The organism is Paractinoplanes lichenicola (assembly GCF_016785085.1).
In the GTDB taxonomy this organism is placed as follows: Bacteria; Actinomycetota; Actinomycetes; order Mycobacteriales; family Micromonosporaceae; genus Actinoplanes; species Actinoplanes lichenicola.
In genome coordinates this window covers 113641-126242 of record NZ_JAENHO010000006.1, presented here as the reverse complement: position 1 = coordinate 126242, position 12602 = coordinate 113641, and the positions used below count along the sequence as shown (strand labels likewise).

Here is a 12602-nt window from a genome sequence, read left to right as displayed (position 1 = left end):
TGGCCCATCCACGCAACCTCAGGCAAACCAGTTACTGCGAAGCTGCGCTCCGTGCCCGGGCCATCAACTGCTCGTGCATGATGTAGCGCCGGACCACGCGGGCCGAGTGCTCGTCGGTGCCCGCGAAGACGGCGACCATCTCGACGATCATCGGGCCCCGGCGCGGGATCTGCTGGCGCATCGAGCTCACCTTGACGGCCTGCGCCGCGAACTCGACCACCTCGTCGCCCACCTGGACGCGCAGTGTCAGGTCCTCGCCCGGCTGCACCTCGACGTCGGTGAACTGCGCCCGTACGGCCCGCTCGCTGAGATCGCGCACGAAGCCCTGGGCCGGCCCGTCCGGCCGGAGCAGCACGATCGGCTCGCCGCCCCCGCCGCGTACGAAGTCCCGGCTCTGCTCCAGGGAGGCCTCCCCGGCCAGCTGCACGTCGACCCGGTTCCCGTCGACGGCGGTCACGTTCGCGAGCGAGGCGTACCGGCCGCGCGGGGCCGTGGCCCAGCGCAGCGTGACGGTCGAGCCGGCCGGCGGCACGTTGTCGAGGGCCAGCGAGAGCGTGAGCATGGCGCCGGCGGTGTGCACGACGCGAACTCCGGGCAGCGTTTCGCCGTACGAGGTCAGCTCGATGAACGACCCGTCGGCGGGAAGCGTAGGTGTGCTCATAGTGACGGGGTAATCGGTGAACCCCGGCCGGACCTTAGCCAAAACCCAAGGGCAACCGTACGAGCGTCACGACGGCTCGATACGCTCAGTGCCGTGGTCGGCCGCAGGGTCGCGGTCGGTGTGAACGGCAGCCAAAGGCAGCCTGAATGAAGGAGCGACACGACACATGGCCACCATCGAAGCGATCGTCGCCCGCGAGATCCTGGACTCCCGGGGCAACCCGACCGTCGAGGTCGAGGTCGGGCTGGACGACGGCACGGTAGGCCGCGCCGCGGTCCCCTCGGGCGCCTCCACCGGTGCCTTCGAGGCCATCGAGCTGCGGGACGGCGACAAGGGTCGCTACCTGGGCAAGGGCGTCGAGAAGGCGGTCTCGAACGTCGAAGACAAGATCGCCGACGAGCTCGTCGGCTACGAGGCCAGCGAGCAGCGCCTCATCGACCAGAAGATGCTCGACCTGGACGGCACGGCCGACAAGAGCGAGCTGGGCGCGAACGCGATCCTGGGCGTCTCCCTCGCGGTGGCCAAGGCGGCCGCGCTGAGCGCCGAGCTGCCGCTGTTCCGCTACGTCGGCGGCCCCAACGCGGCCGTCCTGCCGGTGCCGATGATGAACATCCTCAACGGTGGCGCCCACGCCGACTCGAACGTCGACGTGCAGGAGTTCATGATCGCGCCGATCGGCGCCCCGACCTTCCGCGAGGCCCTGCGCACCGGCGCCGAGGTCTACCACGCGCTCAAGTCGGTGCTCAAGAAGAAGGGCCTGTCGACGGGCCTGGGCGACGAGGGCGGCTTCGCGCCGAGCCTGCCGTCCAACGCGTCGGCCCTCGACCTGATCGCCGAGGCCGTGCAGGCCGCCGGCTTCTCCCTGGGCAGCGACATCGTGCTGGCCATGGACGTCGCCGCGACCGAGTTCCACAAGGACGGGGCGTACGTCTTCGAGGGCACCCCGAAGTCGACCGACGAGATGATCGCGTACTACGCGAAGCTGGCCGCCGACTACCCGATCGTCTCGATCGAGGACCCGCTGTCCGAGGAGGACTGGGCCGGCTGGAGCGCGATGACCGGCGAGCTGGGCGACAAGATCCAGATCGTGGGCGACGACCTGTTCGTCACCAACCCGACCCGCATCGGCCGGGGCATCGCCGAGAGCGCGGCCAACGCCGTGCTGGTCAAGGTGAACCAGATCGGCTCGCTGACCGAGACGCTCGACGCCGTCGACCTGGCCCACCGGGCCGGCTTCAAGACGATGATGAGCCACCGCTCGGGCGAGACCGAGGACACCACGATCGCCGACCTGGCCGTCGCGGTGGGCAGCGGCCAGATCAAGACCGGCGCCCCGGCCCGGTCCGACCGCGTCGCGAAGTACAACCAGCTCCTGCGCATCGAGGAGCAGCTGGAGGGCGCGGCCCGGTACGCCGGTGCGGGCGCTTTCCCGCGTTACCGCACGGCGTGACGAGCGCCCGCTAGATCATGGAGTTGTGGCGCCCCCGGAAACGGGCATAGGTTTCAGCGGGCGCCACAACACGTGACGGAGGGGTCAGGGTGACGACACAGCGACGATCACCGAGCGGTCAGGGTCCGTCCCGCCGCCCCGGAGCGTCGCGCGCTCGCACCACCGGACCAGTCCGTAATACCGGCAATATCCGGAACGGCAGCGCTGACAAAGCTCGCAAAAGCGTACAAAGCTCCGGCAAGGAGCAGGAAAGCCGGAGCGGAGCCGCCCGTAACAGCGCGACCGGCCGCCCGACGAGGAACGTCAAGCGCGCGACCGTGAACCGGCCGACGGCCTCCCGGCGTACGGGGAATGCGGGCCGAGGGGCCACCAAGCGCACCGTCGCCCCCCGGCCGCGCGCACTGACCGGCCGCGCGATGGTTCTGATCGTCGTGTTCCTCGCGCTCGCCCTGGCCTACACCTATCCCCTGCGCGTCTATCTGGCCCAGGAGTCGCAGATCGCCCAGCTCGAGGCCGACCAGGCCGCCCAGCGGGAGCTGATCGCCCAGAAGGCCCAGGAGCTGCAGAAGTGGAAGGACCCGGAATACCTCCGGGCCCAGGCCCGTGAGACTTTGTTCTACGTGCGGCCGGGGGAGACCCCGCTGCTCGTGCTGAACGACCCGGCCGGCGCCGCAGCCGAGGCCGGCCAGAAATCCCCGGCGGCCGCACCCGACCGCTGGTACGACACGCTGTGGAGCAGCGTCCGAGCCGCCGACGCGGAGTCCCCCAACTGAAATGCCTGAGCCAACCGAAGCCGATCTGGAAATCGTCAAAGCCCAGCTCGGCCGTTCTCCCCGCGGCACGCGGGCGGTCGCGCACCGCTGCCCGTGTGGCAATCCGGACGTGGTGGAGACGGCCCCGCGCCTCGACGACGGCACGCCGTTCCCGACCCTCTATTACCTGACCTGCCCGCACGCGACCGCCGCGTGCAGCCGCCTCGAGTCGGCCGGCGTCATGCGCGACATGCAGGACAGGCTGTCGACCGACCCCGAGCTGGCCGCTCGATACAAGCTGGCCGCGGAGGACTACGTCACCCGGCGCAAGGCGATCGAGGACGTGCCGGAGATCGCGCACGTCGCCGCCGGTGGCATGCCCGATCGAGTGAAATGCCTGCATGTCCACCTCGGGCACGCGCTCGCCGTGGGCCGGGGCGTGAATCCTTTCGGGGACGAGGTCCGCGACGCCGTCGAGCCGTGGTGGGCCGAGGGCCCCTGCGTCAAACGGGAAGACTGACGGTGGAGATCCGGCGCGCGCGCACCCAGGACGTCCGGGCCATTCGCGCCCTGGTCGACGAATACACGGCCGATCGGCGGCTGCTCAGCAAGGCCACGGTCACCCTCTACGAGTCGGTCCAGGAGTTCTGGGTCGCCGTCGACGACCAGGATCGCGTCTTCGGCTGCGGCGCCCTGCACGTGATGTGGGAGGACCTGGCCGAGATCCGTACGGTCGCGGTCGATCCCGCCTGCCGGGGCCGCAAGATCGGTCACAAGATTGTCCGGCGGCTGCTCGAGGCGGCCCGTGAGCTGGGCGTGGCCCGCGTGTTCTGCCTGACGTTCGAGACCCGGTTCTTCGGCTCGTTCGGGTTCACCGAGATCGACGGCGCTCCCGTCCCGCACGCCGTCTACGAGCAACTGCTCCGCTCGTACGACGAAGGCGTGGCCGAATTCCTCGACCTGGAACGGGTCAAGCCCAACACGCTGGGGAACACGAGAATGCTGCTGCACCTATGAGTCGCGTCGCCGGAATCGACTGCGGGACGAACTCGATCCGCCTGCTCATCGCGGACGTCGGCGCCGGCGGGCTCACCGATGTCGCCCGCCGCATGGAGATCGTGCGCCTGGGCGAGGGAGTCGACCGCACCGGGCGCTTGTCCGAGGGAGCCATTTCCCGTACGAGGAAGGCTCTGCTCGGCTACGCCGCGGAGATCGCCGAACTGGGCGTGAACCGGGTTCGCATGTGCGCGACGTCGGCCTCGCGGGACGCCGAGAACGCGCAGGAGTTCCGGGACATGGTGCGCGGCGTGCTGGGCATCGACCCCGAGGTGATCAGCGGCACCGAGGAGGCCCGGCTCTCGTTCGCGGGCGCGGTGGCCGGTCTCACCGCCGAGCGGCCCTGTCTGGTGGTCGACATCGGCGGCGGCTCGACCGAGTTCGTCACCGGCGGCGCCGAGGTCGACCACGCCATCTCGATGGACATCGGCTGCGTGCGGATGACCGAGCGGCATCTGCACGGCGACCCGCCGTCGGCCGCCGAGATCCACAACACCGAGCGGGACATCGCGGCCGCGGTCGACATCGCCCTGACCGCCGTGCCCGGTCGCGAGGCCAAGACTTTGGTCGGCCTGGCCGGCACGGTCACCACCGTCGCGGCCCTGGCGCAAAACCTTCCCTCGTACGATCCCGCGCGCATCCACCACGCCGAGGTGAGCCTGGCCGACGTGTCCCGTGTGACCGCCGACCTGCTGGCCATGCCGGTCGAGAAGCGGCCCGCCCTGCCGGTGATGCACCCGGGCCGGGCCGACGTGATCGGCGGCGGCGCCCTCATCCTGCGCACGATCATGGAGCGCTCCGGGCACGACTCGGTGATCGCCTCCGAGCACGACATCCTCGACGGCATCTGCTTCAGCCTCGTCTGAGCCCTCCGCGACGGTCCGTGACCATTGCGGCACTACTGTCGTCTTGACGGTATTTCGCATTGCGCAGTACTGTCCATCGCGTGGATACGACCCAGCTGCTCAAGGGTGTCCTCGACCTGGCCGTGCTCGCCGCGCTGCGCGACGAGGACGGCTACGGCTACGACATCCTGCGCCGCCTGCGAGCCGCCGGGCTCGAAGACGTCGGCGACGCCTCGGTCTACGGCACGCTGCGCCGCCTGTTCGCCGGGGGCTATCTGAACAGCTACGTCGTTCCGAGCGTCGAGGGCCCGCACCGCAAGTACTACGGGCTCAACGCGGCCGGCCATGCCGAGTTGCAACGGTCGGGCAAAGTGTGGCACGGCTTCGCATCCACCATGGACGATCTGCTTCGCGAGCGGGAGACGGCGTGAACTCCACGGCACAGGACGAGATAACCGAGTACGTCGAGCGGGTCCGCGCGGCCCTGGCCGACCTGCCCGAGGCCACCCGCGCCGAGCTCCTCGAGGATCTGCCCGAGCACCTGGCCGAGATCCGCGCCGAGGACACGGTCACCCTGACCGACCGGCTGGGCACCCCCGAGGCGTACGCGGCCGAGCTGCGCGGCACCGCCACGGGCTACGTCGGCGGCTTCCCCGACCCGCCCAAGAGCCCGTGGGTGACCCCGGCCGAGGTGCGCACCCAGGTGATGAAGGTGCTCGGCCCGGCCGACGTCAAGATCGGGCCGCTGATCGGCTACCCCAAGGCCAGCGACTTCCTCGCGCTGCTGCGCCCCGCGTGGTGGGTGCTGCGCGGCTATCTGGCCGCGATGGCGCTGGCCTACCTGTTCGACGCCAGCGGCAACGAGCCCGGCCTGCTGCCCCGCGTCGGCGGCAGCACGCTGGTGGCGCTGATCCTGCTGGCCGGCTGCGTCTTCGCCTCGATCCTGATCGGGCAGCGCCGCCTGGGCCGGGCCGGCTGGCCGCGTTACGTGCTGCGCTTCGGCTCGGTGTTCCTGGTGCTGTTCGCGATCGGCGGCTTCTTCAACGCCGACAGCGACGTGCGCGACCCGGGTTACAGCGACGCGGGCTACTCCGGCGGCGGCAACCCGTACGACTACATCACCGACGTCTTCGTCTACGACAGCACGGGCAAACTGGTGCCCGGCGCGCGCCTTTTCGACCAGGACGGCTCGCCGATCCAGATGGGCAACGCCTGGTGCGACAACCCGAACACGGGGGAGTCGTTCCACTCCCGCTCGATGGGCTACCCGTACTGCCCGGAGGCGGCGCCCTTCGGCTCCCCGAACGCCACGCCGTCGGCGAACCGCACCGCCACACCTGAGCCGGACGCCGCCGCCACGGCCGAGCCGGGTGCCACCGTCACGCCGGATGCCACTGCCACGCCGGGTGCCACCGTCACGCCCGGTGCTTCCGTCACTGAACCCGCCGACGCGCCGACCACCAAGCCGGCGCGGCCCGCCCCGTCCGCGTCGTTCCTCGACGGCGGCCGCTGACCGTGATGCCGCCCACCCCCTGCGGGCACTGAACGGGGTCGCGAGAAAGCGGGGCCGGTCGCTACTGTCTGGACCGCTTGATCCGGCCGTTCCGCAGGCCGGCCCGCGGAAAGGAACACCCTTGAGCGACGCGACCCCGCCGCCCTCCGACCCGACGTTCGCGCCGCAACCGGCCTTTCCGCCGGTGTCGCCGCCCGCGAGCCCGGGTGGCGCCGCCGTGCCGCCGGGGCAGCCCACGTTCCCGCCCGCCGCGGCGCCGGGTCAGGGCTATCCCGCACCATCCGTGCCCAGCCAGCCCGGCTATCCGCAGTACGGGCAGCCCGAGGCCCCGCCGGCATCGTTCGGCCAGCCCGCCTACGGCCAGCCGCAGCCCGGCCAGCCCGCCTACGGTCCGCCGCAGCCCGGCCAGCCCGGTCAGCCGGGTTATCCGCAGCCCGGTTACCCCGCGTACCAGGGGCTTGGCACTCCCGCGCCCAAGAAGCGCAGCACTCTCAAGATCGTGCTGCTCGTCGTCGGGCTGGCCGGGGTGCTGCTCGTCGGGCTCGGGGTCTTCGGGGTGAGCGCGATCGTCTCGGCCGCCGCCGACCCCGCCAAGGGGGCCAAGGTCGGCGACTGCCTCTCGGCCACGGGCACGGTCGCCGACAGCGGGATCAGCGACACCTCGGCCGACATCGTCGACTGCTCGTCCGTGACCGCCGAATACACGGTCGTGGCCCGCATCGAGGGGGAGAGCTCGCCCACCAGCACCGCCTGCGACAAGTTCTTCCCCGGTGACGAGCGCTTCTTCGTCTACGGCAGCACCGCGGGCGACGGCTACGTGCTCTGCCTACGCCCGAAAGGCTGAACCGAGACTCGCGGGCAGCGGGGCCGGTCGCTAAAGTCTCGGCCGGACGACCCCCTCGAGAGGATCACCCGTGAGCACAGCACCCCAGGCCGCCCCCGATCGGTCTCGCTGGGTGGTCGTGGCCCTCGTGGCCGGTCTGGTCGTGGCGGCCGCGGTCTATGCGATCAGCGGCCTGGTGCTCGGCGGCGACGACGCCCGCGACGCCAAGGCCGGCGACTGTCTCGCCTCCGACAAGCAGGTGGAGGACGAGGGCACCACCCGCACGGGCGCCAACCTGGTCGACTGCTCGGCTGAGGACGCCCGGTTCACCGTCGTGGCCCGGGTCGACGGCGAGAGCTCCACGCAGAGCGACTCCTGCAACAAGTTCTTCCAGGAGAAGGAGGAGTTCTACGTCTACGCCAACGGCGATGACCGGGGCTACCTGCTCTGCCTGCGGCCGAGGGCGTAGAAAGAACCGAGTGAGCCCCACCCGTACGCCGGAAGAAGCGCAAGCCGCCGCGGCCCGAGCGGCCTCACTCCCCGTGCTGGACGCCGAGATCGCGGATTGTTTCGCCTGTCCGCGCCTGGTCGCCTGGCGTGAGGAGGTCGCCGTCACCAAGCGGGCCTCGTTCCGCGACCAGCATTACTGGGGGCGCCCGGTCCCCGGCTACGGCGTGGCCGGCCCCGAGATCGCCATCCTCGGCCTGGCCCCGGCCGCGCACGGCGGCAACCGTACGGGTCGCATCTTCACCGGTGACCGCTCGGGTGACGTGCTGTTCGCCGCGCTGCACCGGGTTGGCCTGGCCAACCAGCCGACCAGCGTCGCCGCCGACGACGGCCTGACGCTGAGCCATCTTCGGATCTTCGCCGCCGTCCGCTGCGCCCCGCCCGACAACAAACCGCTGCCCGTCGAGCGCGACACCTGCGCGTCGTGGCTGCACCGCGAGCTCGAGCTGATCCGCCCGACCCTCAAGGTGGTCGTCGCGCTCGGGGCTTTTGCCTGGCAGGCGTGGTGGCCCGCGATGACTTCGGTGTACGGCACGAGGCCGCCGGTGCCGCGGCCGAAGTTCGGTCACGGGGCCCGGGTGAGCCAGCCCGGTGTGCCGGATTTGCTCGGGTGCTTCCACGTAAGCCAGCAGAACACCTTCACCGGTAAGCTCACCCCGGCCATGCTCGACGACGTCTTCACGGAGGCGAAGCGATTGGCTCAGATCTGATAAGGCACAGAGAAGGATCGATGACCCTCGCGGCACTGCGACGCTGGTGGCCCCTGGCCGCCGTCCTCGTGCTGCTCTTCGGCACCGCGCTGGCCGCGACCAGGTCCGAGCCGCGCCTCGAGCAGATCGTCCGCGACGAGCCGACGGCCGAGGCGCCGCTGCTGCCGACCACGGTCCCGTCCGGTCAGCAGTCGACCCCGCCGCCGCCCGAGCCCGCCCGCGGCCTGCCCGACTGGATCAACACGGCCGCCGTCATCGTGCTCGGCCTGGTCGTCGCGATCGTCCTCGGCCTGCTGATCTATTCGCTGCTGCGCGACCGCCGCCGCCGGTCCGGCAAGAACAAGCGTCAGCGCAAGCGCCCCGGCGACCAGCCGCGTACGGCCGAGGAGTTGCTCGACGCCCTCGACGCCGGTCTCGAGGAGCTCTCCGACACCGACCGCGACCCGCGCCGCGCCGTGATCGCCTGCTGGGTGCGGCTCGAGCAGGCGGCCGCCGCCGCGGGCACGCCGAGGCATCCCGGCGACAGCCCCACCGACCTGGTCGGCCGGCTGCTGAGCGAGCAGCAGGTCGACGCGCAGGTGCTGGCCGCGCTGCTCGACGTCTATCGCCAGGCCCGCTACGCGACGCACACGGTCGACGACCAGATGCGCCGCCAGGCCCGCTCGGCCCTCGAGCGGCTGCGCGCCGATCTGGGCTCGGGGGTGCCGGCGTGACCACGGGCGGGCTCGAGGAGCTGTTCGGCGAGCGCGAGGAGCCGCTGGGCGGCGACGAGGCGGCGCCCGAGCGCAAGCGCTCGTGGACGGGCTGGGTGCTGCGCAACCTGCTGCTGGTCGCGCTGGCCAGCGCGGTCGTCGTGGCCGTCATGCGCTCGGCCGACCTCGACATCTCGATCGTCTTCGTGGTCTCGGCGCTGATCGGGCTGCGGGTGATCCTGCTGGCGGTGGCCGAGGTGCGCCCGCCCCCGCGGCCGAAACGCTCCGATCGGCGCGGCGGTTCCGACGGCGGCAGCGGCACCGACTCGCTGCGGGCGGCCGTGCGCCGCTGGGAGCAGAATCTCGAGCGGGCCAACGCGGACGACGACCTCTATTCGCGTAACGTCTTGCCGGTGCTGGCCGAGCTCACCGACGAGCGCCTGCGGCTGCGTCACGGGATCACCCGGGCGTCCGACCCGCGGCGCGCCCGTAAGCTGCTCGGCGACCCGCTCTGGGCGACGCTGCACGACCGCGGCCGGCGCATGCCGAAAGCGCGTGATCTCGAGTCCTACGTGGACGTCCTGGAACGACTGTGAGAAAGGTGCCGTGGTGACAGAGACAGGCGTGCAGCCCCTCCCCCCGTACGAGGTGGGAAGGCTGGCCACTGCCGTCCTGGACTCGGTCGGCGGCGTCGTGGTCGGCAAGCGCGACTCGCTCGAGCTGGTGCTGGCCGGGATCCTGGCCGGCGGCCACGTGCTGCTGGAGGATCTGCCCGGTCTCGGCAAGACGCTGACCGCCCGCTGCTTCGCGCAGGCGCTCGGCCTCGACTTCCGCCGGTTGCAGTTCACCCCCGACCTGCTGCCCGCCGACGTGACCGGCTCGTTCCTGTATGACCAGCGCAAGGGCGACTTCGCGTTCCGGGCCGGCCCGGTCTTCACCAACATGCTGCTGGCCGACGAGATCAACCGGACGCCGCCGAAGACCCAGGCCGCGCTGCTCGAGGCCATGCAGGAGAAGCAGGTGTCGGTCGAGGGCGTCACCTATCGCCTCGACCCGCCCTTCCACGTGCTGGCCACGGCCAACCCGATCGAATACGAGGGCACCTACCCGCTGCCCGAGGCCCAGCTCGACCGGTTCCTGCTGCGCGTGTCGTTCGGCTATCCGACGGCCGAGGAGGAGTGGGAGGTGCTGCAGCGCCGCATGTCCCGCCGCCAGGAGGAGGCTTTCCTGCCGCCGGTGGTCGACTCGGCCGCGCTCCAGTCGATGCAGGCGGCGCTCGAGACGATCACGGTGGAGGATTCGATCGGCCGCTACTGCGTGTCGCTCGCCGCGGCCACCCGTGAGCACGCGTCGGTGCTGGTCGGCTCGTCCCCGCGTGGCTCGCTGGCGCTGCTGCTGCTGGCCCGGGCGCGCGCCGCGATGGCCGGTCGCGACTTCGTGGTGCCCGAGGACGTGAAGGACGTCGCCGTGCCCGCCCTGGCCCACCGCATCACGCTGCGGCCCGAGATGTGGCTGCGCCGCGTCGACCCGGCCTTCGTGGTCGACGAGGTGCTGCAAAATACTCCGGCCCCGGCCAGCGGCGCCCTGCCCACCTACGCCACGGGGTACACCGCGACGTGACCGTTCCCGAGCCGCTGCTGCGCCGGGCCGTGCCACCGGCGACGTCGAGCGATTCGGGTCACGGCCCGGCCTGGGCCCCGACCCGCGCGCTCGGCCGTGCCGTGCTGCTCACCGGTCTGCTGCTGGTGCTCGGGGTCGCGCTGGGCCGGGTCGACCTGGTGCTGCTGGCGGCGCCGTTCGCGATCGGCGCCGCGGTGCAGTTGCGCCGGATGCCCCGCGCGACGCCCGAGCTCTCGGTCACCGCCGACGAGGAGCTGCTGGTCGAGGGCGGCCAGGTGCAGGCCTCGGTGACCGTCACCAACCCCGACGTCATCCCGTACGACCTGGTGGTCGTGCGCACCCGCACGTCGCGCTGGCTCAAGCTGGAGCACGCCGACCGCCCGTTCGCCCTGACCGTCGCCTCCGACGGCTGGGCCGCGGTCGACCTGCCCGGCGACGCGCTGCGCTGGGGCCGGCAGGACGTCGGCCCGGCCGCCGCCCGGGTCGCCGCCTGCGGGGGCCTGCTGGCCTGCCGCCCGGTCGTCACCCCGGCGTACGGGGTGCGGGTCTATCCGGTCACCGAGCCGTTCGCCGCGATCGAGGCCATGCCCGCGGCGGCCGGTCTGGTCGGCGCGCACCGGTCGCGGCGCATGGGGGAGGGCGGCGAACTGGCCGGCGTCCGCCCGTTCGCGCCCGGCGACCGGCTCCGGCGCATCGACTGGCGGGTGTCGTTGCGCACGAGGGATCTGCACGTCGCCTCCACCCTGTCGGACCGCGACGCCGAGGTCGTGCTGCTGCTCGACGTGCTGGGCGAGGTCGGCCTGTCGGGCGGCGTCGGCGGCAGCGCGTCGGTGCTCGACACCACGGTCCGCGCCTCGGCCGCGGTCGCCGAGCATTATCTGCAGCGCGGCGACCGGGTCTCGCTGCTCGAATACGGCGCGGCCGCCCGTCGGCTGCGCCCGGCCACCGGCCGCCGGCAATATCTGACCGTGCTGGAGTGGCTGCTCGACGTGCGCCCCGACCCGATGGACCACGCGGGCGACTTCGGCGCGCATCACGTCTCGTCCGACGCGCTGGTCGTGGTGCTGACCCCGCTGATCGATCCGCGGGCGGCCGACATGCTGGCCTCGCTGGCCCAGTCGGGCCGGTTCGTGGTCGCCGTCGACACCCTGCCCGCCACGGCCGCCCCCGAGGTGCGCGGCCCGTGGACGCCGCTGGCGACCCGGCTGTGGCGCCTGGAGCGCGAGAACGTGCTGGGCCGGCTGCGCGAGCACGGCGTCCCGGTCGTCGAGTGGGCCGGCGCGGGCAGCCTCGACCTGGTGCTGCGCGACGTCTCCCGGCTCGCCTCGGCCCCGCGGGGGCGTTGATGATCGACCTGATCACCCGCCGGTTCGCTGGCGCCCGGCGCGCCCTGACCCGCGCAACGATTCTGCCGTTCCTGGTGCGCTGCGGCATCGGCGTGGCCGGGCTGATCGCCATGTCGGTGGCGTGGCCGGCCGCGCTGTTCGGCACGCAGTTCTTCGTGCCGCTGGCGGTGGTCGCCCTCTATCCGGCTTTCGCACCGCGCGGCCGGGGCGCCACGTTCGCCGCATTGGTCGTGATCGGTGGCTGGCTGGCCGACACCGCCTTTTACGACTCCGAAGTCTCGCTCTGGCGGGTATTGACCATCGCCGGCGCGCTCTACTTGGGCCATTCGCTCACGGCATTGGCCGCCGTGCTGCCGTCCGACGCCGTGGTGAACATCGACGTCGTGGGCCTGTGGCTGCTCCGGGCGCTGGCCGTGATCCTCGTCTCGGCCGTACTCACCGTGTTCGCGCTGGGACTCGCCGCCGAACTCGCGGGCGGCCCGTTCCTCGTGGCCACAGTGGTCGGACTGGCCGGCGCGGCGGCCGCCACGCTGCTCATAGCACGGCTCGTGCATAGAGCGTGAAATCTGCCCGCAATATGTGTGTCACGGCACTTGACAAAACCATTTGTTGAACATCACACCAGGA

At 71.8% G+C, this 12602-nt stretch carries 16 protein-coding genes; 15 read left to right on the top strand and 1 reads right to left on the bottom strand.

Annotated features, from left to right (window positions below; translation table 11 throughout):
- Nucleotides 1-31: 31 nt before the first annotated feature.
- Nucleotides 32-661 (bottom strand): hypothetical protein, encoded by a 630-nt coding sequence (locus tag JKJ07_RS21640; protein ID WP_202993525.1) that lies wholly within the window; start codon nucleotides 659-661, stop codon nucleotides 32-34.
- 166 nt (nucleotides 662-827) lie between these two features.
- Here JKJ07_RS21640 and eno point away from each other — a divergent pair, with 166 nt between their 5' ends.
- From eno to JKJ07_RS21565, 15 genes are all read left to right on the top strand, one after another.
- Nucleotides 828-2111: a phosphopyruvate hydratase gene (eno, locus tag JKJ07_RS21635; RefSeq protein WP_184953590.1), complete on the top strand. Its 1284-nt coding sequence runs from the start codon at nucleotides 828-830 to the stop codon at nucleotides 2109-2111.
- Nucleotides 2112-2428: 317 nt separating this feature from the next.
- Complete coding sequence (locus tag JKJ07_RS21630) at nucleotides 2429-2884, top strand: FtsB family cell division protein (protein ID WP_438871430.1); 456 nt, start codon at nucleotides 2429-2431, stop codon at nucleotides 2882-2884.
- 1 nt (nucleotide 2885) lies between these two features.
- The gene (locus tag JKJ07_RS21625; protein ID WP_202993522.1) at nucleotides 2886-3383 is read left to right on the top strand and encodes a DUF501 domain-containing protein; all 498 of its coding nucleotides are present in this window, start codon (nucleotides 2886-2888) and stop codon (nucleotides 3381-3383) included.
- Nucleotides 3384-3385: 2 nt separating this feature from the next.
- Complete coding sequence (locus tag JKJ07_RS21620; protein WP_202993521.1) at nucleotides 3386-3880, top strand: amino-acid N-acetyltransferase; 495 nt, start codon at nucleotides 3386-3388, stop codon at nucleotides 3878-3880.
- On the top strand, nucleotides 3877-4785 hold the full coding sequence (locus JKJ07_RS21615; protein ID WP_202993520.1) for a Ppx/GppA phosphatase family protein: 909 nt from the start codon (nucleotides 3877-3879) through the stop codon (nucleotides 4783-4785). The genes JKJ07_RS21620 and JKJ07_RS21615 overlap by 4 nt, the downstream gene beginning before the upstream one ends.
- An 80-nt stretch (nucleotides 4786-4865) precedes the next feature.
- Nucleotides 4866-5195: a PadR family transcriptional regulator gene (locus tag JKJ07_RS21610; protein ID WP_202993517.1), complete on the top strand. Its 330-nt coding sequence runs from the start codon at nucleotides 4866-4868 to the stop codon at nucleotides 5193-5195.
- Entirely contained in the window at nucleotides 5192-6277 is a 1086-nt protein-coding gene (locus JKJ07_RS21605) for an HAAS signaling domain-containing protein (protein WP_202993515.1), read from the top strand. The genes JKJ07_RS21610 and JKJ07_RS21605 overlap by 4 nt, the downstream gene beginning before the upstream one ends.
- A gap of 121 nt (nucleotides 6278-6398) precedes the next feature.
- Nucleotides 6399-7121 carry an LppU/SCO3897 family protein gene (locus JKJ07_RS21600; RefSeq protein WP_202993513.1) on the top strand — a complete coding sequence of 241 codons (723 nt, stop codon included), beginning with the start codon at nucleotides 6399-6401 and terminating at the stop codon, nucleotides 7119-7121.
- A 70-nt stretch (nucleotides 7122-7191) separates the two neighbouring features.
- Entirely contained in the window at nucleotides 7192-7569 is a 378-nt protein-coding gene (locus tag JKJ07_RS21595; protein ID WP_202993511.1) for an LppU/SCO3897 family protein, read from the top strand.
- Nucleotides 7570-7579: 10 nt separating this feature from the next.
- Nucleotides 7580-8317, top strand: coding sequence for a uracil-DNA glycosylase (locus JKJ07_RS21590; protein WP_307834346.1), 738 nt, complete (start codon nucleotides 7580-7582; stop codon nucleotides 8315-8317).
- 20 nt (nucleotides 8318-8337) lie between these two features.
- On the top strand, nucleotides 8338-9030 hold the full coding sequence (locus JKJ07_RS21585) for a DUF4129 domain-containing protein (RefSeq protein WP_202993507.1): 693 nt from the start codon (nucleotides 8338-8340) through the stop codon (nucleotides 9028-9030).
- Nucleotides 9027-9605, top strand: coding sequence for a hypothetical protein (locus tag JKJ07_RS21580; protein WP_202993505.1), 579 nt, complete (start codon nucleotides 9027-9029; stop codon nucleotides 9603-9605). Before JKJ07_RS21585 ends, JKJ07_RS21580 begins: the two co-directional genes overlap by 4 nt.
- A gap of 13 nt (nucleotides 9606-9618) precedes the next feature.
- The gene (locus tag JKJ07_RS21575; protein ID WP_202993503.1) at nucleotides 9619-10629 is read left to right on the top strand and encodes an AAA family ATPase; all 1011 of its coding nucleotides are present in this window, start codon (nucleotides 9619-9621) and stop codon (nucleotides 10627-10629) included.
- A gap of 14 nt (nucleotides 10630-10643) precedes the next feature.
- The gene (locus JKJ07_RS21570) at nucleotides 10644-11975 is read left to right on the top strand and encodes a DUF58 domain-containing protein (RefSeq protein WP_202994002.1); all 1332 of its coding nucleotides are present in this window, start codon (nucleotides 10644-10646) and stop codon (nucleotides 11973-11975) included.
- On the top strand, nucleotides 11975-12538 hold the full coding sequence (locus JKJ07_RS21565) for a hypothetical protein (protein ID WP_202993501.1): 564 nt from the start codon (nucleotides 11975-11977) through the stop codon (nucleotides 12536-12538). Before JKJ07_RS21570 ends, JKJ07_RS21565 begins: the two co-directional genes overlap by 1 nt.
- Nucleotides 12539-12602 lie beyond the last annotated feature (64 nt).